This window comes from Synechococcus sp. MIT S9508 (assembly GCF_047303045.1).
Classification (GTDB): Bacteria; Cyanobacteriota; Cyanobacteriia; order PCC-6307; family Cyanobiaceae; genus Synechococcus_C.
The window spans coordinates 1,323,378-1,343,934 of sequence record NZ_CP138941.1; the positions used below are offsets into that span (position 1 = coordinate 1,323,378).

At 59.1% G+C, this 20,557-nt stretch carries 21 protein-coding genes; 12 read left to right on the top strand and 9 right to left on the bottom strand.

Annotation, left to right across the window (positions count from 1 at the left end):
• Position 1: 1 nt before the first annotated feature.
• The 4 genes from SIB42_RS06945 to SIB42_RS06960 all read left to right on the top strand — a co-directional run bounded on the left by SIB42_RS06945 (position 2) and on the right by SIB42_RS06960 (position 5,005).
• Positions 2 to 1,807, top strand: a complete 1,806-nt coding sequence (locus tag SIB42_RS06945; protein WP_067092895.1) for a peptidoglycan D,D-transpeptidase FtsI family protein — start codon at positions 2 to 4, stop codon at positions 1,805 to 1,807.
• 90 nt (positions 1,808 to 1,897) lie between these two features.
• Complete coding sequence (locus SIB42_RS06950; protein ID WP_067092896.1) at positions 1,898 to 3,070, top strand: transaldolase; 1,173 nt, start codon at positions 1,898 to 1,900, stop codon at positions 3,068 to 3,070.
• A 28-nt stretch (positions 3,071 to 3,098) separates the two neighbouring features.
• Positions 3,099 to 3,488: a Crp/Fnr family transcriptional regulator gene (locus SIB42_RS06955; RefSeq protein ID WP_067092897.1), complete on the top strand. Its 390-nt coding sequence runs from the start codon at positions 3,099 to 3,101 to the stop codon at positions 3,486 to 3,488.
• A gap of 50 nt (positions 3,489 to 3,538) precedes the next feature.
• Positions 3,539 to 5,005, top strand: a complete 1,467-nt coding sequence (locus tag SIB42_RS06960; RefSeq protein WP_067092898.1) for an FAD-binding domain-containing protein — start codon at positions 3,539 to 3,541, stop codon at positions 5,003 to 5,005.
• Here SIB42_RS06960 and SIB42_RS06965 read toward each other — a convergent pair.
• The 3 genes from SIB42_RS06965 to pyrH are packed head-to-tail and all read right to left on the bottom strand — an operon-like array spanning position 5,002 to position 7,393.
• Positions 5,002 to 6,132, bottom strand: a complete 1,131-nt coding sequence (locus SIB42_RS06965; RefSeq protein WP_067092899.1) for an NAD(P)/FAD-dependent oxidoreductase — start codon at positions 6,130 to 6,132, stop codon at positions 5,002 to 5,004. The two genes, SIB42_RS06960 and SIB42_RS06965, sit on opposite strands and share 4 nt — an antisense overlap.
• On the bottom strand, positions 6,129 to 6,677 hold the full coding sequence (frr, locus tag SIB42_RS06970; protein ID WP_067092900.1) for a ribosome recycling factor: 549 nt from the start codon (positions 6,675 to 6,677) through the stop codon (positions 6,129 to 6,131). Before frr ends, SIB42_RS06965 begins: the two co-directional genes overlap by 4 nt.
• A gap of 8 nt (positions 6,678 to 6,685) precedes the next feature.
• Positions 6,686 to 7,393: a UMP kinase gene (gene pyrH / locus SIB42_RS06975; RefSeq protein ID WP_067092901.1), complete on the bottom strand. Its 708-nt coding sequence runs from the start codon at positions 7,391 to 7,393 to the stop codon at positions 6,686 to 6,688.
• Between the two features lie 102 nt (positions 7,394 to 7,495).
• Between pyrH and SIB42_RS06980 the strand changes: the two genes are divergently transcribed.
• On the top strand, positions 7,496 to 7,681 hold the full coding sequence (locus SIB42_RS06980) for a hypothetical protein (RefSeq protein WP_067092902.1): 186 nt from the start codon (positions 7,496 to 7,498) through the stop codon (positions 7,679 to 7,681).
• A gap of 3 nt (positions 7,682 to 7,684) precedes the next feature.
• On the opposite strand, the gene cobO is transcribed toward SIB42_RS06980, so the two are convergent.
• The 3 genes from cobO to SIB42_RS06995 all read right to left on the bottom strand — a co-directional run bounded on the left by cobO (position 7,685) and on the right by SIB42_RS06995 (position 10,359).
• Positions 7,685 to 8,350 carry a cob(I)yrinic acid a,c-diamide adenosyltransferase gene (gene cobO / locus SIB42_RS06985; protein WP_067092903.1) on the bottom strand — a complete coding sequence of 222 codons (666 nt, stop codon included), beginning with the start codon at positions 8,348 to 8,350 and terminating at the stop codon, positions 7,685 to 7,687.
• Entirely contained in the window at positions 8,347 to 8,997 is a 651-nt protein-coding gene (locus tag SIB42_RS06990) for a class I SAM-dependent methyltransferase (RefSeq protein ID WP_067092904.1), read from the bottom strand. Before SIB42_RS06990 ends, cobO begins: the two co-directional genes overlap by 4 nt.
• Positions 8,998 to 9,168: 171 nt before the next feature.
• Positions 9,169 to 10,359 (bottom strand): site-specific integrase, encoded by a 1,191-nt coding sequence (locus SIB42_RS06995; RefSeq protein WP_067092905.1) that lies wholly within the window; start codon positions 10,357 to 10,359, stop codon positions 9,169 to 9,171.
• A gap of 71 nt (positions 10,360 to 10,430) precedes the next feature.
• Here SIB42_RS06995 and hemH point away from each other — a divergent pair, with 71 nt between their 5' ends.
• The 5 genes from hemH to SIB42_RS07020 all read left to right on the top strand — a co-directional run bounded on the left by hemH (position 10,431) and on the right by SIB42_RS07020 (position 15,797).
• Entirely contained in the window at positions 10,431 to 11,606 is a 1,176-nt protein-coding gene (hemH, locus tag SIB42_RS07000) for a ferrochelatase (RefSeq protein ID WP_067092906.1), read from the top strand.
• Between the two features lie 60 nt (positions 11,607 to 11,666).
• On the top strand, positions 11,667 to 13,478 hold the full coding sequence (ilvB, locus tag SIB42_RS07005; protein ID WP_067092907.1) for a biosynthetic-type acetolactate synthase large subunit: 1,812 nt from the start codon (positions 11,667 to 11,669) through the stop codon (positions 13,476 to 13,478).
• Between the two features lie 35 nt (positions 13,479 to 13,513).
• The gene (locus SIB42_RS07010) at positions 13,514 to 13,834 is read left to right on the top strand and encodes a nuclease (protein ID WP_067093139.1); all 321 of its coding nucleotides are present in this window, start codon (positions 13,514 to 13,516) and stop codon (positions 13,832 to 13,834) included.
• 1 nt (position 13,835) lies between these two features.
• Positions 13,836 to 14,060: a GIVxVP protein gene (locus tag SIB42_RS07015; RefSeq protein WP_067092908.1), complete on the top strand. Its 225-nt coding sequence runs from the start codon at positions 13,836 to 13,838 to the stop codon at positions 14,058 to 14,060.
• Positions 14,061 to 14,129: 69 nt separating this feature from the next.
• Positions 14,130 to 15,797, top strand: a complete 1,668-nt coding sequence (locus SIB42_RS07020; protein ID WP_067092909.1) for an NAD(P)/FAD-dependent oxidoreductase — start codon at positions 14,130 to 14,132, stop codon at positions 15,795 to 15,797.
• A gap of 12 nt (positions 15,798 to 15,809) precedes the next feature.
• Here the strand turns inward: SIB42_RS07020 and pgeF are convergent, their stop codons facing one another.
• From pgeF to SIB42_RS07035, 3 genes are read right to left on the bottom strand one after another with little or no spacing between them, the layout of a single operon-like run.
• Positions 15,810 to 16,643, bottom strand: coding sequence for a peptidoglycan editing factor PgeF (pgeF, locus tag SIB42_RS07025; RefSeq protein WP_067092910.1), 834 nt, complete (start codon positions 16,641 to 16,643; stop codon positions 15,810 to 15,812).
• Entirely contained in the window at positions 16,640 to 17,539 is a 900-nt protein-coding gene (locus SIB42_RS07030; protein WP_067093140.1) for a Tab2/Atab2 family RNA-binding protein, read from the bottom strand. The genes pgeF and SIB42_RS07030 overlap by 4 nt, the downstream gene beginning before the upstream one ends.
• A gap of 11 nt (positions 17,540 to 17,550) precedes the next feature.
• Positions 17,551 to 18,846 (bottom strand): S1 RNA-binding domain-containing protein, encoded by a 1,296-nt coding sequence (locus tag SIB42_RS07035; RefSeq protein WP_067093141.1) that lies wholly within the window; start codon positions 18,844 to 18,846, stop codon positions 17,551 to 17,553.
• A gap of 51 nt (positions 18,847 to 18,897) precedes the next feature.
• Here SIB42_RS07035 and SIB42_RS07040 point away from each other — a divergent pair, with 51 nt between their 5' ends.
• Both SIB42_RS07040 and SIB42_RS07045 read left to right on the top strand, forming a co-directional pair.
• Positions 18,898 to 19,731, top strand: coding sequence for a creatininase family protein (locus SIB42_RS07040; RefSeq protein WP_067092911.1), 834 nt, complete (start codon positions 18,898 to 18,900; stop codon positions 19,729 to 19,731).
• Positions 19,732 to 19,804: 73 nt separating this feature from the next.
• Positions 19,805 to 20,530: an aldehyde oxygenase (deformylating) gene (locus SIB42_RS07045; RefSeq protein ID WP_067092912.1), complete on the top strand. Its 726-nt coding sequence runs from the start codon at positions 19,805 to 19,807 to the stop codon at positions 20,528 to 20,530.
• The last annotated feature ends 27 nt before the right edge of the window (positions 20,531 to 20,557 follow it).

Below are 20,557 nucleotides of genomic sequence, written 5' to 3' on the forward strand. Positions count from 1 at the left end.
CATGGGCCGTTCCACCAAGTCTTCACGGCCAGGAGCCGGCCGTCAGCGCAGGAGAGTTGTGCCTTTGGAGCCAGTCCCGGCGGGACGCATGCGATCTGTCTTCGCGCTGCTGTGTGTGGGCATTGTCGGCTTGATGGGACGAATGGCCTGGCTGCAGGTGTTTCAGGCCAGCGAGCTCGAGGCTCGTGCGCGTTCAGTGCAGACCCAGCGAACGCAGCCGCTGGGGACCCGTCGCCCCATTGTTGATCGCACCGGGCGTCTTGTTGCTCTTGACGAAGAGCGCTACCGACTCTGGCTGCATCCGCGTTACTTCAATCTTCCCGGCGATGTCCCGACTCTGATTCGCCCACCTGCCGATGTTGCGGCACGTTTAGCTCCGTTACTGACACTCACCGAGGCGGAGATCCTTCAGCGAATCGGAGACCGTCCTTCTGGGATCAAGTTGATCGAGGGGCTTGATCCAGAAACTGCATCAACAATCCGCTCCGCTGGCATCTCCGGCGTTGACCTTGAGTCCTATCCCTACCGCGTGTATCCCCAGGGTGATTTGTTCGCCAATGTGGTCGGATTTCTCAATCAGGATCGTGAGCCTCAGGCAGGTCTTGAACAAAGCCGACATGACGAACTTCAGCGCCATGAACAGGCCCGAAGTCTTCGTCGAGGAGCCGATGGCACTCCGTTGCCCGACAATCTTGATGCCGGAGTGTTCTTTGGGGATGATCTGAGACTGCAGCTCACGCTCGATGCGCGTCTTCAGGCCGTTGCTGCGAAGGCCCTGGCTGCTCAGATCAAAACCTGGAAAGCCCAGAAAGGAGTAGCCATTGTCATGGACGTCACCAACGGTGAGTTGCTGGCGTTGGCATCGGTGCCCACTTACGACCCGAACAGCTACTGGAGTTTTCCGGCAGGTCGTTTCCGAGAATGGTCGGTACAGGATCTCTATGAACCCGGATCCACCTTCAAGCCCATCAACCTGGCGCTTGCTCTTCAGGAAAATGCAATTCAGACCACAGGACGTGTTCAGGACAGCGGTTCTGTCACGATCGGCGGGTGGCCGATTAACAATCATGACCGTCGAGCCAACGGTTTGATCGACTTTGCCACGGTGCTGCAAGTGTCCAGCAACGTCGGCATGGTCCAGGCCATGCGCAAGCTTCCCTCCTCGACGTACTGGGACTGGTTGAGTCGACTTGGCCTGGATGCACGGCCCGACACCGACCTCCCCGGTGCCGTTGCCGGTCAGCTCAAGACCAAGGAGCAGTTCACCACCCAGCCGATCGAGCCGGCAACGGCGTCGTTTGGGCAGGGATTCTCACTGACACCGTTGAAGTTGGTGCAGCTGCATGCCTTGCTCGCCAACGGCGGCCGTCTGGTTAGCCCCCATATCACCCGAGGTCTGAGAGCCGGCGATGCGTTGGCTCCACCTGGATCACGTCAAGGCAAGCCACTGCTGAAACCTGAGGTCACGCGAACTGTGATGGCTTGGATGGAATCAGTGGTGGAGAAAGGAAGCGGCAAGGGCGTCAGAACACCGGGATACCGCATCGGTGGCAAGACGGGCACCGCTCAGAAGGCTCTGAACGGCGTTTATGTTCCCGGCGCTTTGATCTGCAGTTTTGTGGCGACTCTCCCCGTTGACGATCCGCGCTACGTCGTGTTGGTGGTCGTGGATGAGCCCCAGGGAGACAACGCCTATGGATCCACGGTGGCTCTTCCGGTTGCGAAATCAATCATTGATGGTCTGTTGGTGATTGAAAAGATTCCGCCCAGCACTGCGCGTACTCCAGCTTCGGCGCAACCAGGTTGAAGTGGTGGAAGTGCCTCGTCTTGCTGGGCTTTCGTTGGGATGCCAGCTCTGAAAACACCGCTACGTTACAAGCAACAAGCCTTTAGAGACATGGCAACTCTTCTTGAGCAGCTCTCTGCGATAACCGTTGTGGTGGCGGATACGGGTGATCTTGAAGCAATCCGCAAATTCACACCACGGGATGCCACCACGAATCCATCCTTGATTCTCGCTGCTGCTCAGATCCCTGCTTATCAAACTCTGATCGATGAGGCCCTGCGATCCTCCCGTCATCTGATCGGCGATAGTGCACCCGTTGAGACGGTGGTGCGCGAGGCGCTCGATGAAATCAGCGTGATTTTTGGCAAGGAAATCCTCAAGATCGTGCCCCGCCGCGTGTCCACCGAGGTTGATGCTCGGCTCAGTTACGACACTGCCGCCACGATTGAAAAGGGTCGCAAGTTGGTTCGCCTCTACAACGACGCCGGCATCAGTAATGATCGCGTGTTGATCAAGATCGCCTCCACCTGGGAGGGCATCAAAGCTGCTGAAGTGCTTGAGAGGGAAGGTATTCACTGCAATCTCACGCTCCTGTTTGGCTTTGCTCAGGCGGCAGCCTGCGCTGAAGCAGGCGTGACTCTAGTTTCGCCGTTCGTTGGCCGCATCCTCGACTGGTATAAAGCCGAGACAGGAAGGGATTCTTATCCCGGTCCGGAGGACCCCGGTGTCTTGTCTGTCACCAGAATCTTCAACTACTTCAAGGCCTACGGCTACAAGACTGAGGTGATGGGGGCCAGTTTCCGCAACGTCGATGAAATCACCGAGCTTGCCGGTTGCGACCTGCTCACTATTTCACCCAAGTTGCTGGATCAGCTGCGTTCCAGTGAGGCCATTCTCAATCGCAAACTCGATGCGACAAACCCCTCAAACAGTGAACCTCAGATCCACGTCGACAAGGAGCAGTTCGACAGCCTGATGGCCTCTGATCGGATGGCCACAGACAAACTTGGCGAAGGCATCAAGGGCTTCAGCAAAGCGATTGAAACGCTTGAAAGCATGCTGGCCCATCGACTCGCGGAACTTGAGGGTGGTCAGGCTTTCGGTCATGCCGTGCAGGAGATTTTCATGCTGAATGACATGAACGGTGACGGCTGCATCACGCGTGATGAATGGCTGGGCAGTGATGCTGTGTTTGATGCTCTGGATGCAGATCATGACGGCAGACTTACTCAGGAAGAGGTGCGGTGCGGCTTCGGATCTGCTCTGTCACTGACCAGAGCCTGATCGTCCTGTCGTCTCTGACTGTTTCTCCGTGAATGCCCTCCTCGACACCATGCGTGCCCTTGCTCAGAAGAGTGAGGTGCATGGCGCTCATACCGGCGACGTGATCTTTAAGGCTGACGACCCTGGTGCGTCGATGTTCGGTGTGCTTGAGGGAAGAGTCCGACTGAGCTGGACCAATGAAAACGGCCAGCAGGGGTATGAACTGATCGAAGCTGGCAATGTTTTTGGTGCCGGTGCGTTGGTGATGGAAGGCCATCGTCGACTGGGCACGGCAAAGGCTGAAACCGATTGCCGCCTGATCGAGATGAACCGCGAGAAATTTCTGTTTGCCGTTCAGGAGTCGCCCATGTTTGCCGTCGAGCTTCTGGCCTCAGTCGATGCCCGTCTGCGTGATCTGAAGATTGCACCCCAAGCCTGATCTTAATCTGACTAGTTTCTTGAGAGTGTTTTGGAGCTGTTCCGCAGTAGATGGCGTTGCAGCTGGTCTGGTTCAAGCGTGACTTGCGGCTCGAGGATCACAGGCCACTGATCCAGGCACTGGCTCTTGGAGACGTGCTGCCTCTTTACATCGTTGAGCCTGATCTTTGGCGCCAGCAGGATGTGTCAGGTCGTCAGTGGGAGTTCTGCAGGGAAGCTCTGCTCGACCTTCAGCAGGCCATGGCCGCTCTTGGCCAGCCGCTGGTCATTCGCTGCGGGGATGCAGTGACAGTGCTTGAGCGTGCCAGGCGTCAGCTCGGAGTGTCGGGCCTCTGGAGTCATGAAGAGACTGGTAATGACTGGACCTACGCCAGAGACAGGCGGGTCGCGGCGTGGGCCAGGGAGCGCAGCATTCCCTGGCGAGAGATTCCGCAGTTTGGTGTGATCCGCCCGTTGCGGACACGTGGTGGATGGGCCCGGCGCTGGGAAGAGCGCATGGCGGAACCGATCACGCCTGCTCCCACCCGTCTCGAGCCACTGCAGGGGGTCTCAACCGGTGAAGTGCCTTCGGCTGCTGACCTGGGACTCGAGCCTGATCCATGCCCTCATCGCCAGCATGGTGGCCGTCATGCCGGTCTGAACGAACTCGAGCATTTCCTGGACCAACGGGTGGGGCAGTACTGCCAATCCATCTCCAGTCCGAACATGGCCTTCACAGGATGTTCCAGGCTCTCCACTTATCTCACCTGGGGTTGCCTGTCCATGCGTGAGGTTCTTCAGCGCAGTCGTGCGAGCCGGGGACGCGGGGCGCGCAGTTTTGGGTCGAGGCTTCACTGGCACTGTCATTTCATCCAGAAGCTTGAGGATCAACCCTCAATCGAGTGGCAGGACTTTCACCCTTTCATGCGTGATCTCCGAGATCCTGATGCCGAGCGTCTATCGGCCTGGGCAGAAGGCCGAACCGGAGTGCCTTTTGTAGATGCCTGCATGCGGGCTCTGAGGGCCAATGGCTGGATCAACTTCCGGATGCGGGCAATGTTGATGTCGTTTGCGAGCTACAACCTTTGGTTGCCCTGGAGGGACAGCGGCCTGCACCTCGCCCGTCAGTTTGTGGATTACGAACCGGGGATTCACTGGAGTCAATGCCAGATGCAGTCGGGCAGCACCTCCATCAACACGATCCGGATCTACAACCCGATCAAGCAGGGTCGTGATCACGATCAGGACGGCGTGTTCATCCGCCGCTGGTGCCCTGAACTGGCGCACATTCCCACGGTGCATCTTCATGAACCCTGGGCGCTCAACGGCGTTATGCCGATTGTGGATTGTGCCGATTCAGCAAGACAGGCCAAGGAGCGGATCTTCGCGATCAGGCATTCAGCTGGATTTGACCGTCATGCCGATGCGATTCAGCGGCGGCATGGCTCCAGGCGGGCTGGTTTGCCGGCACCATCCCGACGACGATCACGTCGCCGCGTCAGTGATCCATCGGTGCAGCAGCTGGCCTTCGATCTCTAGCTGCGCTGCAGCAACAGCCGGCGAATGACCCGCTGAGCGATATCGCCATAGCCCATCTCTCCGGAGAGGATCTGGGCGATCCGTCTGGGAGCTGTCGGCCGTTTGACCCCTAGCTGATAGCCCACACCGGGGAAGCGGTAAAACACCTGGGCAATCCGACGACCCCATGCCATGGAGTCGCCCCAGCGCTGTCGCATCGCCTTTGAGTAGCCCTTTAAAGATTGTTCCTTGCCCTTCAGCCAGTGGTCCAGGTGCTTTGCGGCTTCGCAGCCGCTCATCAGAGCTGGTCGCAACCCCTCTGCAAGGAAGGGGTCGCAGAGAGATGCGGCATCGCCAACCGCCACCACCCCGTCGGCATGGAGCGGGCTGTGACCGTTCCAGACCCTCAGATTGGCCTGCTGCCGAAGACCTGCGTCGGCTGCAAAGCCAAGGTCAGGCAGCAGTGCATTCAGGATCGTCTCCGAATCGGTGACATCACGACCGATGAAGGTGCCCACTCCCACATTGATCCCATCGGCCAGCGGAAAAGCCCAGGCAAACCCGTGGTGCACAAGCCCGAATTCGAAACGTGCCGTTCCAGGAGCGAGCGTTCCAAGCCCTTCCAGACGAACCGAGAGTGTGCTTGCCATGTGCAGGGAGCTCGGGCCGACGCCGACTTGTTGCGGCCAGGGAGACCCTGAGCCATCAGCGATCACCACAGCTCGGGCCTTCAAAGTTGTCCCTTGTTCCGCTGTGAGCGTCCAGCACTCGCCGGTGCGATCGAGCGCTGTCACACGACATGGTCGCTGAACGGTGGCACCAGCGCTCACGGCCTGCTCAAGCAACAAGGAATCCAGATGCTCACGCCTCACAATCCAGAACGGTGCCTCACCGGGAAGTTCGGCGACAACGGGATCCTCCAGACACCAGCTGAAGTCGACCTGACGGATGACATCATCAACCGCAGGGCTGAGGTCGAAAGGGAACCAGTTCTGCACAGAGGAGGCCATACCTCCACCGCAGGGCTTGATCTGGGTCCGGGTCTCCGCTTCGAGAATGGTGACGGAATGCCCTGCGTGAGCAAGGTGAAAAGCAGCTGAAGTGCCGGCAGCTCCGGCACCGATCACGGCAACGTCAGTTGTAATCACACTTTAAGGATGTCGGCCTCCTTATCGGCCAAGTGCTTCTCCAGCTGTGCAATGAACTTCTCGAGAGTTTTCTGGATGGTTTCCTGTTCGTCACGGCTTTGATCCTCGGAAAACTCACCCTCTTTTTCTTGCTTCTTGATTTTGTCGATGGCGTCGCGGCGGATGTTGCGCAGGGCAACCTTTCCTTCCTCGGCATATTTGGAGGCGAGCTTGCAGAACTCCTTGCGCCGCTCCTCGGTGAGTGGTGGCACGTTAATGCGGATGATTTTGCCGTCGTTGTTGGGGGTGAAGCCCAGTTCGCTCATGGCGATCGCCTTCTCAATTCCCGCCAGCGAGCTGATGTCGAAGGGCTGGATCTGGATGGTCTGTGAGTCCGGTGTGGTCAGCGTGGCCAACGATTTCAGTGGTGTGTCGGCGCCGTAGTACTCCACCGAGATGCGATCGAGCAGAGACGAGTTGGCCCGTCCTGTTCGGATGGTGTTGAACATGCGTTGGGTGGATTCCACCGACTTCTGCATGCTCGCTTCGAGGTCTTGCTTCGTCATAACGCTTGTCAGTTGTTGATCCGGGAACCGATCGGCTCTCCAGCCACGGCTTTGCCGATGTTGCCAGGTTCAAACAGATTGAAAACAACAATCGGGATGTTGTTGTCTTTGCAAAGAGCGATGGCCGTGCTGTCCATCACGGCGAGTTCACCGCTCAGAACCTGCTGGTAGGTCAGGTGCTCCTGTTTTACGGCATCGGCATGGATGGCGGGATCCTTGTCATAGACACCATCCACCTTGGTGGCCTTGAACACCACATCCGCATTGATCTCGGCTGCCCGCAGAGCTGCCGTGGTGTCGGTGGTGAAGAAGGGATTGCCGCAACCAGCGCCGAAGACCACCACACGTCCTTTCTCGAGATGGCGGATCGCTTTACGGCGGATGTAAGGCTCGGCGACTTCCTGCATGCCAATGGCGGTCTGCACACGGGTTGGTACACCTGCGCGCTCCAGTCCGTCCTGGAGCGTGATCGCATTCATCACGGTGGCCAGCATGCCCACGTAATCCGCTGTGGCTCGATCCATTCCTGCGGCCGACCCTTTCAGGCCTCGGAAGATGTTTCCTCCGCCCACCACAATCGCCAGCTGGGTGCCGCCAGCGATCACCTTGGCAACGTCTTCAGCGATGGACTGCACGATGGCGGGATCGATTCCGTAGCCCTGGTCTCCCATCAGCGCCTCTCCGCTGAGTTTCAGGAGTGCACGCGCGTAGGCCATTCATCCACCTGATCCAGCTGACAGTAGCAACCAGGATCGGACGGTCCCGCCACTGGCGCGTACGCAGCGGAGCCGCTTGGATAGGGAAACGTCAAAGCCCCCATGTCTGACGAGAACGGTGGACGCAGTTCGGTGATGGCACGCCTCACCCTCTCCGCTCTGGATCGCGCTAGTCAGGATCCTTCCTGCTGGCGTGATCCCATTGTTCATCGTGCTCTGCTGGTAAGTGGTCTGTCGGTGCTGACTGCTGCATCGGGTTTGATCAGACGCGATCTGGATCAGGGCTGAGGTTCAGTACTCGATGCCAGCCTGAGCTTTCACACCCTGCTCTCTGAATGGGTGTTTGCTCAAGGTCATTTCCGTAACGAGGTCGGCTGCATCGATCAGTGATGCCGGTGCTCCGCGTCCAGTGACGGCCACATGGCACAGCTCAGGTCGCTCCCTCAGGCCAGCAATCACGGTGTCTGGCTCGATGTAGCCCAGCTTGATGGCCACATTGAGTTCATCCAGCAGAACCAGCTTGATGCGCTCGTCACGCAGATGGTCCAGGGCGGTTTGCCAGGCCTCTGTGACCAGTTGCTGATCACGCTGGCGGTCTTGGGTTTCCCAGGTGAATCCCTCCCCTAGTGCATGCCAGCTGATCTGGTCGCCGAAGGCTTGTAGCGCCCTGGCTTCGCCTGGCTCCCAACCACCCTTGATGAATTGCACAACCGCCACCCGTTCGCCGTGGCCGAGGGTGCGAAGCACAAGCCCCAGGCCTGCCGTTGTTTTGCCCTTGCCGTGGCCGGTGAACACCAGGATCAGTCCCTTCTCCTTGTTGCGCTCCTCGACGCGCTGGCGTTGCACCTGTTGGCGTCGTTCCATGCGCTTTCGGTAGCCGGCATCGTCCTTCTCGGGTGCAAGTTTTCCTCCCATACCCAGTTCCGCTGCTGTCTGGTCAAGATTGATGTTGCTCATGGAGAAGGTGCGTCGATGCTTGGGCGTGCCGCGGTGAGCCGCTGCAGGGCTTGCCCTGCCAATAACTCCTGCTTCACCGCAGTGAAACCGAGCTTCTGCAGCTGAGACGGCAGGTCGTCCTCCAGCATGGACGTGGCCGTATCGGTTTCAAACAAGGCGCAAAACAGTTGTTGCGGCAGTCGCAGCCATGGTCCTGCGGGGTGCAGATCCACAATCACCAGCCAGCCACCTGGTTTCAACAGGCGCAAGCTCTGGCGCAGCACCAGTTCGCGTTCGCGGCGAGGAAATTCATGCAGCGCAACGCTCAGCTGAACGGCATGAAAGCTTTCATCTTGGAACGGTGGTTCCTCGGCCAATCCCTCCACTCGCTTCAGGCCTGGGTGGCGTCGGGCGGCCAATGTCAGGGCGAGCGGAGAGAGATCAAGCCCTGTGACACTGAAGCCGGCCGCCAACCATGGCGCTGCGGCCTCACCGCTGCCGCAGCAGAGATCCAGCACAGGTGCACCGCTCTCAAGCCTGGACTGCAGGGCCTCCACCCCCAGACTGCGGAGTTGCTCGACTCCACCCACGCTCAGTGATGAGATCGCCGTGACCGTGTCGTAGATCCAGCGGTAGCGATAGGCCAGGGGCCGCAGAAACGAGGTCATCAGGGTCAGGAATGGATGAGAGGGGCGTCATCCAGAACGTTCATCCTGACTTTGGAGTGACGCGTTCTGCGGCACCGAAAGCCGATAATCAGTTGTGATTGCGATGCGTTCTCGCAATCCAAACCGCAGCTGTTGTCTGCAACTGCATGGCCAGCCTTGATCATTGATCCCTCATGACGCCTGTTGTCGTGCCAGGGCCGCGTCCACAGCCTGCTGCTGATCGCGCCGGGTGATCCAGTGGTGATAGGTGCGGGTGTGAATGGCCACGGAGTGGCCCATCATTCTTGCGGAGACCGTGTCAGGTAGACCGATGTGGATGGTTCTCACTGCCCAGGCATGACGCAGGTCATAAGGGGTGAGGGGAAGGTCGTAGCGCCGAAATTGCTCGGTGACCCGGCGTCCCACCTGCTGCAGGGTCGTTGTCCTCAGATCAGTGCTGATCACCGGTAGCGCCTGCGGCTCTCGTCCAAGTTTCAGAAGGTCAAACCGCTCGACCCAGTCCGGGTTGAAAGGCCAAACCTGATGCTCACCCGTTTTGGTGGTGGGCAAGACCCGGATCACGCGATCTCCCGCGTCGCTTAGTGCGGAGAGGTCGCTGAAGAACACTTCATGGTTGCGAAGGCCATAGGTGGCCATCAGGCCATAGGCCAGTCGCCAGCGTGGATTGGGAATCCGCAGGATGCTCTCGAGAATTTTCTGGTCGCTTGGGAGCTGGCGGAAGCGGGCTCGATGCAGGCCATAGCCGGCCGCCTCTGCTCGCCAGTTCTCGGGCAGTTCCAGTTCCAGGTGCCTGGCCAGGCTGCCCAGGGCTGTGCTGCATTGCTGGCGACTGCGGCTTCCATCGGGGTAGCTGTGCAGGGTCTGAAGCAGCAGCTTGGCGCCGATTCGCCCCGTGTCCTTGCCGGCCAGAGTGCGCAGTCGTCGCAGATAGGGGTTGTAGGCACCTGTCCATGTGGTTCGACTGCCAGCAGGTGAGCGTCGCCGACGTGGATCAGCAAAAAAGGCTTGCTCGAAGGTCTGTAGTTGCTGATCCAGCAGATGGCGAGTTCCTGCTGCAGCGCCGGATGTGGTCGCCGTTTGCGCAGGCGCCTTGATCCACTGCTCCCATCGAAACTGGTCGCGCTTGAGCTGGGCATCAATCACCCGAGCGATCTGTTCGGCTTCGCGCAATCCATCCCTGTCGTTCTCAAGGCCGAGGCTGAGACGTTGCACCGATCGCTGGCCGGGTTTTTCACGCCCAGGTAACAAGCCACGCAGGTTTAACCGGCGACCGCGACATTCGATACGTAAGCCGATGCCGATCGAGGCCAGCGCTGTATTCGAATTTCGCCTGATCTCTTCAAGAGGCTCGCTGGGAGTCATCCTTTCCTTCAGGACATCGTCAAGATGCCGTTAACGCGGGTTACTCTCAACCCCTGCAATCGTTTCCAGACATGGCTCGGGTCGGTGTCGTACTGCTCAATCTGGGTGGCCCTGAGCGGATTCAGGACGTAGGTCCCTTTCTTTTCAATCTCTTCGCGGATCCGGAGATCATCCGGCTGCCGATTCCAGCTCTGCAGAAGCCTCTGGCTTGGTTGATCAGCACCCTTCGCAGCGGCAAGTCACAGAGCGCCTACCGCTCCATCGGTGGCGGTTCTCCACTGCGTCGGATCACCGAGCAGCAGGCTCGAGAGCTGCAGAGCCTGCTGCGGCAACGGGGTATCGAGGCCACCAGCTACGTGGCCATGCGCTACTGGCATCCCTTCACAGAGTCTGCCGTTGCGGATATCAAGGCCGACGGAATGGATCAGGTGGTTGTGCTGCCGCTTTACCCACACTTCTCCATCAGCACAAGTGGTTCAAGTTTCAGGGAGCTCCAGCGCCTACGTCAGGGGGATGGTGTCTTCGAGAAGCTGCCAATCCGCTGCATCCGCAGCTGGTTTGACCATCCTGGCTACGTCACCGCGATGGCTGAGCTGATCGCTGAGGAAGTCCGCAATAGCGATGACCCCCACAAGGCTCATGTCTTCTTCAGTGCCCATGGCGTACCGAAGAGTTATGTCGAAGAAGCCGGTGATCCTTATCAACAGGAAATCGAGGCCTGCACGGCTCTGATCATGAAGAGGCTCGAGGAGCTTCTGGGCCACGACAACCCTCACACCCTCGCTTATCAAAGCCGTGTGGGTCCGGTCGAGTGGCTGAAGCCTTACACCGAAGAAGCCCTCGAAGAGCTCGGCAAAGCCAAAATCAACGATCTTGTCGTGGTTCCGATCAGCTTTGTCAGCGAGCACATCGAAACGCTCGAGGAAATTGACATCGAGTACCGCGAACTCGCCACCGAGTCCGGTGTGGTGAATTTCCGGCGCGTCCGTGCTCTCGACACCTATCCCCGCTTCATCGAGGGATTGGCTGATCTTGTGGTCACCAGCCTTGAAGGCCCTGAAGTCAGCCTTGATGCTGCAGCTGAACTGCCAACCAAGGTGAAGCTCTATCCCCAGGAGAAATGGGAGTGGGGCTGGAACAACAGTTCCGAAGTCTGGAACGGGCGATTGGCCATGCTGGGCTTCTCCGCGTTTCTGCTCGAGATCATCAGTGGCCAGGGTCCTCTGCATGCACTCGGACTGCTCTGAACTCCGGCAAACCGACAGGCCGGCCCTTAATCTTGAGGGTCAGTTCCCCGTGACGACACAGTGACGCTGATCTCCGCTCCCACGGCCGACACAGCGTCCAACAGTGATGGAAGTCGCCGGATGAGCGGAGCCCAGGCCTTGATGGATGCTCTGCGCCTGCACGGTGTGGATACGATTTTCGGCTACCCAGGCGGCGCCATTCTTCCGATCTACGACGCCCTGCATGTGGCAGAGAGCGAGGGTTGGTTGCGTCATTTCCTCGTGCGTCATGAACAAGGCGGAACCCATGCTGCTGATGCCTATGCGCGTGCGACCGGCAGAGTCGGTGTGTGCTTCGGAACGTCCGGTCCTGGGGCGACCAACCTGGTCACGGGCATTGCCACCGCTCAGATGGATTCTGTGCCGATGGTGGTGATCACCGGTCAGGTTCCGAGGACGGCGATTGGAACCGATGCATTCCAGGAAACCGACATCTTCGGCATCACCTTGCCGATCGTGAAACATTCATGGGTTGTGCGAAACCCCGCAGATCTCGGCTCGGTGGTTGCTCAGGCCTTTCACATTGCCGCCTCGGGTCGACCCGGTCCCGTTTTGATTGATATCCCTAAGGATGTTGGCCAGGAGGAGTTTGATTACATCCCGGTTCAGCCAGGATCCGTCGTTCCTGCTGGGTTCGGCTCCACTCCAGCACCTGATTTCCAGTCGATCGAGGCAGCACTTGACCTGATCGCCGAAGCCCAGCGGCCTCTCCTTTACGTGGGGGGCGGCGCAATTGCCTCATCCGCTCACGACAGCATCGCCGTGCTCGCAGAGCGCTACCAGATTCCCGTCACCACGACGTTGATGGGTAAGGGCGCCTTTGACGAGAACCACCCACTAGCGCTGGGCATGCTGGGTATGCACGGCACGGCCTACGCCAATTTTGCTGTAACCGATTGCGATTTGCTGATTGCTGTCGGTGCTCGCTTTGATGACCGGGTGACCGGCAAGCTCGATACCTTCGCCCCGCATGCCCGGGTGATTCATTTCGAGATCGATCCGGCTGAGATCGGCAAGAACAGGCGCCCTGATGTCGGCGTTCTCGGTGATGTCGGCACCAGCCTTGCCGCGCTGGTGGATCTGAGTCTGCGCCGTTCCTTCGAACTTCAAACCAGCGTCTGGTTGGAGAGGATCCGCGAGTGGAAACAGCGTTACCCCCTCTCCATTCCTCCTCAGGAAGGGCCCATTTACCCCCAGGAAGTGCTGATGGCTGTCCGCGATCTGGCCCCCGGCGCCATCGTCACGACGGATGTGGGACAGCATCAGATGTGGGCTGCTCAGTACCTGCGCAATGGTCCACGTTGCTGGATCAGCAGCGCCGGACTGGGGACGATGGGGTACGGGATGCCTGCAGCTCTTGGTGCCCAGGTCGCTTGTCCTGATCGACAGGTGGTGTGCATCGCTGGAGATGCCAGTGTGCTGATGAACATCCAGGAGCTGGGCACCCTCGCTCAATACAGGCTTCCGGTGAAGGTGGTGATTGTGAACAATCACTGGCAGGGGATGGTTCGTCAGTGGCAGGAGAGTTTCTACGAAGAGCGTTATTCCGCTTCGGACATGCTGGGTGGCATGCCCGACTTCGAAGCTCTGGCCAAAGCATTTGGCGTGGAGGGGATGAAGATCGTTGAGCGCAATGATCTCCACACCCGACTCGCGGAAGCGTTCGCGTCACCGCATCCAACCCTGGTGGATGTGCATGTTCGTCGGGGTGAGAATTGCTATCCGATGGTTCCACCCGGTTGCAGTAATGCCCAGATGGTGGGTCTGCCGGCCCATCCTGAGTTGGCGTTCCAGGACTCAGGTCGTTCTGCCTCTAATTCAGGAGGCCAGTGAGAGTCGGCATTCTCATTGCAGCTGTCTTAAGCCTGATGCTGTTGCTCGTGCTGCCTCCCCAGGCTTTTGCCGCCGAGGTTCTGCAGGTGCGCTCAGCAACGCTGCTTCAGATTGGTGACCGCAATCGTAATTACAGCGTGCAACTGGCTTGTGTTCAGGTGGATCCCGAGGATGAGCCGCAAGCGCAGGATTGGATGCGTCGTGCGCTTCCCCGTCGCCGACGGGTGAATCTGCGGCCGGAGGGCAGTGCAGATGGTGTCCTGCTGGCCAGAGTCACTCCGATCGGAGATGACCTTGATCTGGGATCGGCGCTGGTGAGTGAAGGTCTGGCCCAGGTCACTTGCCCCGGAGTATGAGATGGCACGCAACCGCATTGCCTCAGGAATTGTCATGGTGCCCTGTGTGCTTCTGGGCGCAGCTTTTTTGAGCACGGCCATTTGGGGTGACGCGGCGTCTGGCAACCGCTCTCTCGCGATCGGCATCGGCAGTCTGCTACTGGTTGCCGGGCTGCTTTCGCTGGCGATTCAGGGTGGCAGCCCCGAAGCTGAGACCAAGGACGACCCAACAGAGCAGTCCCCTTAGGGGGGCGAACAATCGTTCTGATCTCCGCTCGGTAGTGTTTGTACCAGGGGTCGGGAAAGGAGAGAGCTCGTGCTGCGCCTGAGCGAGCTTCGACTGGAGCTGGACCATACGGAGGATGATCTCGAGCAGGCTGTTCTGCGTTGCCTGCGAGTGCCTCGCGAGCAACTGATCTCGCATCAGTTGGTGAAGCAGAGCATTGATGCCCGTCGTCGGGATCGAATCCGGATCATCTACAGCGTGGATGTTCAGGTACGGGGCGAGAAAGCATTGCTGCGTCGTCGTTCGGCTGACCGGCGCATTCGTCGCAGTCCTGATGAGTCCTACCGATTTGTTGCCCGCGCTCCTTCCAGTGCGGTTGATGCGTCAGGGGCGCGGCCTGTGGTGATTGGGGCAGGACCCTGTGGATATTTCGCAGCACTGCTGCTCGCGCAGATGGGATTTTGCCCACTGTTGCTGGAGCGCGGACAGGCGGTGAAGCAGAGAAGCCGAGACACGTTCGGATTCTGGCGTCGTCAATCGACGTTCAATCCCGAATCCAATGTGCAGTTTGGCGAAGGGGGTGCTGGAACCTTTTCCGATGGCAAGCTCTACAGCCAGGTGAGCGATCCCGTTCATTACGGCCGCAAAGTGCTGGAGGAACTGGTGAACTGTGGCGCCAATCGCGACATCCTGACTCGTCACAGACCCCATATCGGCACCTTCAAGCTGGCGACAGTGGTGAGGGGGTTGCGCGCTCAGATTGAGGCTCTGGGCGGTGAGGTCCGCTTCGGTTCCCGCGTGGAACAACTTTTGCTGGAACCGACCCACGCCAGCGACGGCAAGTCGATGCGGATCACTGGTCTGCAACTCGCCGATGGCAGCCGTCTTGACTGCAGTCAGGTGGTTCTAGCTCCTGGACATTCGGCGAGGGACACCTTCTCGATGTTGGATCGGATCGGTGTTTCCATGGAGCGGAAGCCCTTCGCGATTGGTCTTCGGATCGAGCATCCGCAGTCGCTGATCGACAACGCCCGCTGGGGAGATGCCGCTGGCCATCCCTTGCTTGGAGCCGCTGAATACAAGCTGGTGCATCACGCAGCCAATGGCCGCTGCGTCTACAGCTTCTGTATGTGCCCCGGTGGGTTTGTGGTGGGTGCGACCTCCGAACCAGGTCGTGTTGTGACCAATGGCATGAGCCAGCATTCCCGCAACGAACGCAACGCCAACAGCGGGCTGGTGATCCCTGTGTCGGATGCAGACCTTGAGGCCCATGAGCGCTGGCCTGGAGATCCACTTGCGGGCCTGGTGTTCCAGAGTGAACTTGAATCCCTCGCTTTCCAGCTCGGCGGTGAGGACTACAGCGCCCCGGTGCAGCGACAGGAGGACTTTGTGGCCGGAAGGCCATCCACGTCTCTCGGATCGGTTCGCCCCTCTTATCAACCTGGGGTCCAACCCTCAGATCTTGCCGAGCTTCTGCCGCAACCGATGGTGGTTGCCCTGAGGGAAGCTCTGCCGGCCTTCAGTCAGAAAATCTCCGGTTACGACCACCCCGATGCCGTTCTGACTGGGGTCGAGACCCGTACCTCTTCGCCGTTGCGCATCTCTCGGGATGATCGGCTGGAGTCGCTCAATGTGCTCGGTCTCACGCCTGCCGGTGAGGGTGCCGGTTACGCGGGCGGGATCCTTTCAGCAGCGATCGATGGCATCCGTGCTGCTGAAGCGGTTGCATTGCGTCTGCTGGCGCCTATATCGAACTGATGCCGGCGGAATTCAGATCGCAGCTTGTCCAACGATTCCACTCCACTGAACCGCCTTCACCTGATCACGCCGCCAGGAGTGAAACAGGCTGGGCTCAGCGACCGTGCAGAGCGGACATGTGCTGATCCTTGTGTGGTTAATCCCTTCGGCTTTCAGTTGCTGCAGGGCCGCTTGTCGGATATCCAATCGGCAGTGACCTTGCTCGGGATCGGAATCAATCACGGCTTGCCTCTGCAGCTCCTCCAGTGATCTGGGTTCGGCTGCCAATGCTTCACCCACCTGAAGGGCCACTGACTGCTCCACTTGATAGCGCTGACCACTGACCGCTGGTCCGAGGGCGACGATCAGCTGTTCTCTGCAGGCGCCTCGTTGCTCAAGCCTGGCGATAGCCTCGGGAAGGATACGGCTGGCCACGCCTCGCCAGCCGGCATGGCATGCGGCAACGTGCCCGCTTTTGGGATCAGCGAGCAGAACCGGAGTGCAGTCGGCTCCACAGACCCAGAGGCTCTGCCCTCCGCGATCGCTCACAAGGCCGTCGGCATCGGGCCATGGTGCTGATGCCGCAGCGGAGGCCTCAAGCACGACGTTTCCATGGACTTGCTGGGGTCGATGAACGGAGACACCGCAGGACAGGTAGGTCGCTAGCTCGTCGGGACCACGACCCTGCCAGCGACGGGTGAAGAACCCATGCTCAAAGCCAGCGTCATCCAGTTGATCTGCTGTGAGGTAATAACCGCCATAACAGCCCACCCATGTCCAGCCCGGCAGGGTGTTGAAGCGGCTGTCGGGCTGAGCGAGAGGATCCTCTGTCTCAGCGCCAGAATTTGCTCCCTGAGCGGAGCTCATGGTTGAGGCTGATCCCTCAGCATCCAGAAGCCTTCGAACCGTTCACTCTCAGGTGCACTCTGCACAGCGATGAATTGAAGGCCATGCAGGTTGAGGCAGGAAGCTTCGAGCGCGGCGGCGATCTGCTCGGCTTCCTGTTGGCTCAGATCACTGACCAGCCAGGAGTCGTCCTGACCAGCGTCAAGGATCAGTTGGCGGGAGCTCACCCGCAACCGCACGGGTTCTAGCCCTCCGAGCCAACCTGCGAGGGCTAGGGCTCTGGTGCGACTGAACAGACGCAGCCCGGGAACCTCAAGATTTGCCTCCAGAGAGGGGGGGACCTGCAGCAGACCGTTAAAGCCAAGAGGCCAATCATTCGCATCCTTCAAGCTGCCGACCGGCAGCCCAGCCCAGGTCCAGGCGTCGCCCCGGACGGCTTCGGGCAAGGGCAAAGGTGGGGTTTCAACAGGGGACGGCGGCAGGGCAAGGGGGCCTGCCATGAAGCCCTCTTCCTGTGGGTACAGCGTCCGCTCTCGTTCATCAAGCCAGTCGAGCAGGGCATAGGTGCGCCTGCTCGATACCACTTCCAGCAGCAGTTCAGCCGCCGCACGCTGCACCATCGTTCTCATGGCACTGCGCCAGGCGCGCAGTCTCTGCGGTGGCTTCCAGCCCTGCTCTTCAGCCTCAGCCAAGGCTTCGCGCAGGGCAGCGGCCAGCCAGGTGGAATTCACCTCGCTTGCCGGACAGAGCTTCTCGAAGCGGAAGCAATCGTTGCTGTTGATCTCCGGGGTGCTGATGATCAGCAGCTCCCAGCGCTTCTTCCCATCTTTTTCCAGGATGGGTCTTGAATAGAAATCCAGCTCCCAGTCGGCCTGACGATCGGTCCGGGACTGGGGGCCGGCGTCACCGGCAGACATGGAAGCTGTGATCATCCAGCTGACTGTTCCTGCTGCCTGAGGACGTTACGGGCTCTGTTGGCTCGATCGGCAGCCTCGGCCATGACGGTGTCCTTATCGACGAGAAGTTCCCCTGGTTGTCCCTCCAGCAGGGCAGTGTTGAGCGCGATTCGACCTCGACCGGGGTCAAGTTCGGTGATCAGAGCCTTCACCGTGTCGCCCTGACCGAAGACTTCGCGCAGTGAGCGCAGACTGCCTCCGGTGATGACTGACTGATGCAGCAGTCCACTGACGCCTCCTAGATCGATGAACAGTCCATAGGGCTTGATGGAGGCCACCTGACCTTCCACCAACTGCCCAACCTCAAGCTCTGAGAAGCGAGCGGCCGTTGCAGCGCGCTTCTCGGACAGGACCAGTTTGCGGGTCTCAGAGTTGACCTCCAGGAAAGCGACGCCAAGAGTCTTGCCAACCAGTGCTTCATGGTTTTCGCCCTCCTGAAGCTGAGATCTGGGAATGAAACCCCTCAGCCCTTCGAGGTCGCAGGTGACACCCCCTCGATTGAAACCAGTGATTTTGACCTGAGCCACCTTGCCGTCCTTGGCGAGCTGCTTGACCTTGTCCCAGCTTTTGCGCAGGACTAAGGCACGGCAGCTGATGGTGACCATGCCATCGGCATTCTGTTCACGGGTGACCAGTACCTCTATCTCGAGACCCTTGGGAAAGCGTTCCTTCAGGTTGGTGATGACCCCCAGCCCACATTCGCTTTTGGGCATGAAGCCTGGAGCCTTGCCGCCGATGTCGACATAGACGCCATCACTTTCCATCGCGATCACGGTGCCTGTGACCACTTCACCGGTTGTGCCTACAGGCTCATTGGCATCGAGCGCTGCAAGGAAGGCATCCTCATCGAAATCAAAATCGTCAACGCTGCGGCTTGCTGCAGTGGATGATTTAGTGGGCGCATTGCTCAGTTTGCGTCCTGCATCAGCAGGGCCAAGGAGATCGGCCATGGTCATTCCAGCCAGATCATCGTCGTCGGCATCGCGTGATGGAGCTGCAGATGCTTGTGGCCCTCTGGGAGGCGCAGGGGGGCTGGGAGCAACCGACTGGCCACCTTCTGCGGCAAGTGCAACCTGCTCGAGCTCTGCGGCACGCATCGCTGCCGCATCTGCGGCGGCACGAGCCTCGTCAGCTTCTTTGCGCAGGCGATCTTGCTCTTCCCGCTTGCTGATATGCATCACCTGAAGCGGTTTTCGTGGCGGCTGCGCCGAAGCCGCAGCAGCTTTGCCACCATCCAGTCGGGAATTCTGACGTTCTGTTCCTGCCATGGAACCCATAGTCCTTGGCAGGTCAGTCTGACAGCAGGAGGTTGATTCAGGATGAGCGTCGATGGTGGACAAAACTCCAGGCGGCTGGGCTGCATGCCTTGGCCGGAGGCTTCTCTGTCACTGCAGCGGAGCGGTTCAACCCTTGTCTGGCCATTCGGCGCTTTCGAGCAGCATGGTCCTCAGCTCCCCCTGCTCACGGATGCGCTGTTCGCGCAACGCATTCTGGATCGCGTGCTGGAAGGGCTTCCCGAAGAGATGCCGATCTGGGCTCTGCCAACTCAGGCGATCGGTCTTTCTCCTGAACATCGCGGCTTTCCAGGAACACTCAGCCTCAGTGCTGAACTGCTGATTCGGCTTGTCAAGGAAGTTGGTCAACAGCTTGCAGACCAGGGTGTGAAGCGCTTGGTGTTGTTCAACGCCCATGGCGGTCAGATCGGTCTTTTGCAAACCGCCGCCCGAGAACTGGCAGCTGAAACTCCCTCAATGGCCGTACTTCCCTGTTTTCTCTGGAGTGGAGTTTCAGAACTCAAGTCCCTCGTGCCTGCTGATGAGCTGGCGAATGGATTGCATGCGGGGCTGGCTGAGACCAGTCTGATGCTGGCGCTTGAGCCCTCCCTGGTCGGCGAACAGAGGCCGCTCGATGGTGACCATGCCAGCGAGACGGCGGCAGCGACTCCTCCTGAAGGCTGGAGCCTTGAAGGTCCCGCACCCCTCGCCTGGTTCACCGCCGACCTCAGCCGCTCCGGTGTTGTCGGGGATAGTCGAGGCGCGGACACGATGCTTGGAAGTCAGTTGGAGACTGCGCTTGTGGCTCATTGGCATCGACTCTTCACAAGCCTGATGGCCTCCAGTTGGCCACCTTGTGGAGATCAGCGACGTATCTGAACTCCATCAATCGAACATCCAATTTCGGCAACACTGGTTACACTCAACCGCGTTGAACGTTACGGAAAGACTTATGCCGACTCCCGTCAGCCCCGAGGTCGCCGTCCTTGACGAGCGGGATGCATCGGCAGAGCAATTGCCTGACTTCACCACTGAGGCCTACAAGGACGCCTACAGCCGCATCAATGCGATCGTGATTGAAGGGGAGCAGGAGGCCTACGACAACTACATGGCCCTGGGAACGTTGATCCCAGAAAACAAAGACGAACTCGCCAAACTGGCGAAGATGGAGATGAAGCACATGAAGGGCTTCACGTCATGCGGTCGCAACCTTGGTGTGACCGCCGACATGCCCTTTGCTAAAGAGTTCTTTGGACCTCTTCACCAGAATTTTCAGAAAGCTCTGAAGGAAGACAAAGTCGTGACCTGTTTATTGATTCAGGCACTTCTGATTGAAGCTTTCGCTATTTCCGCATACCACATCTACATCCCAGTTGCTGACCCCTTCGCTCGCAAGATTACTGAGGGTGTCGTCAAGGATGAATATCTCCATCTCAATTACGGTGAACTGTGGTTGAAGAACAATTTTGAGGCAAGTAAGGAAGAACTCTTTGCTGCCAACAAGGAGAATCTTCCACTGATCCGCTCCATGCTCGACCAGGTCGCTTCTGACGCAGCCACTCTCCACATGGAGAAGGAAGATCTGATCGAGGATTTTCTGATCGGTTATCAGGAAGCTCTCAGCGAGATCGGCTTCAACATGCGTGAAATTGCTCGTATGGCCGCCGCAGCTCTCTGACTCCTGTAGGACCTGAGCCTTCTAGGC

Excerpts from the sequence above, each read along its gene's own strand:
- SIB42_RS06945 (WP_067092895.1), top strand. The coding sequence starts at position 2 with ATGGGCCGTTCCACCAAGTCTTCACGGCCAGGAGCCGGCCGTCAGCGC.
- SIB42_RS06950 (WP_067092896.1), top strand. The coding sequence starts at position 1,898 with ATGGCAACTCTTCTTGAGCAGCTCTCTGCGATAACCGTTGTGGTGGCG.
- SIB42_RS06960 (WP_067092898.1), top strand. The coding sequence starts at position 3,539 with ATGGCGTTGCAGCTGGTCTGGTTCAAGCGTGACTTGCGGCTCGAGGAT.
- frr (WP_067092900.1), bottom strand. The coding sequence starts at position 6,677 with ATGACGAAGCAAGACCTCGAAGCGAGCATGCAGAAGTCGGTGGAATCC.
- pyrH (WP_067092901.1), bottom strand. The coding sequence starts at position 7,393 with ATGGCCTACGCGCGTGCACTCCTGAAACTCAGCGGAGAGGCGCTGATG.
- SIB42_RS06980 (WP_067092902.1), top strand. The coding sequence starts at position 7,496 with ATGTCTGACGAGAACGGTGGACGCAGTTCGGTGATGGCACGCCTCACC.
- cobO (WP_067092903.1), bottom strand. The coding sequence starts at position 8,350 with ATGAGCAACATCAATCTTGACCAGACAGCAGCGGAACTGGGTATGGGA.
- SIB42_RS06990 (WP_067092904.1), bottom strand. The coding sequence starts at position 8,997 with ATGACCTCGTTTCTGCGGCCCCTGGCCTATCGCTACCGCTGGATCTAC.
- SIB42_RS06995 (WP_067092905.1), bottom strand. The coding sequence starts at position 10,359 with ATGACTCCCAGCGAGCCTCTTGAAGAGATCAGGCGAAATTCGAATACA.
- hemH (WP_067092906.1), top strand. The coding sequence starts at position 10,431 with ATGGCTCGGGTCGGTGTCGTACTGCTCAATCTGGGTGGCCCTGAGCGG.
- SIB42_RS07010 (WP_067093139.1), top strand. The coding sequence starts at position 13,514 with ATGCTGTTGCTCGTGCTGCCTCCCCAGGCTTTTGCCGCCGAGGTTCTG.
- SIB42_RS07015 (WP_067092908.1), top strand. The coding sequence starts at position 13,836 with ATGGCACGCAACCGCATTGCCTCAGGAATTGTCATGGTGCCCTGTGTG.
- pgeF (WP_067092910.1), bottom strand. The coding sequence starts at position 16,643 with ATGAGCTCCGCTCAGGGAGCAAATTCTGGCGCTGAGACAGAGGATCCT.
- SIB42_RS07030 (WP_067093140.1), bottom strand. The coding sequence starts at position 17,539 with ATGTCTGCCGGTGACGCCGGCCCCCAGTCCCGGACCGATCGTCAGGCC.
- SIB42_RS07035 (WP_067093141.1), bottom strand. The coding sequence starts at position 18,846 with ATGGCAGGAACAGAACGTCAGAATTCCCGACTGGATGGTGGCAAAGCT.
- SIB42_RS07040 (WP_067092911.1), top strand. The coding sequence starts at position 18,898 with ATGAGCGTCGATGGTGGACAAAACTCCAGGCGGCTGGGCTGCATGCCT.
- SIB42_RS07045 (WP_067092912.1), top strand. The coding sequence starts at position 19,805 with ATGCCGACTCCCGTCAGCCCCGAGGTCGCCGTCCTTGACGAGCGGGAT.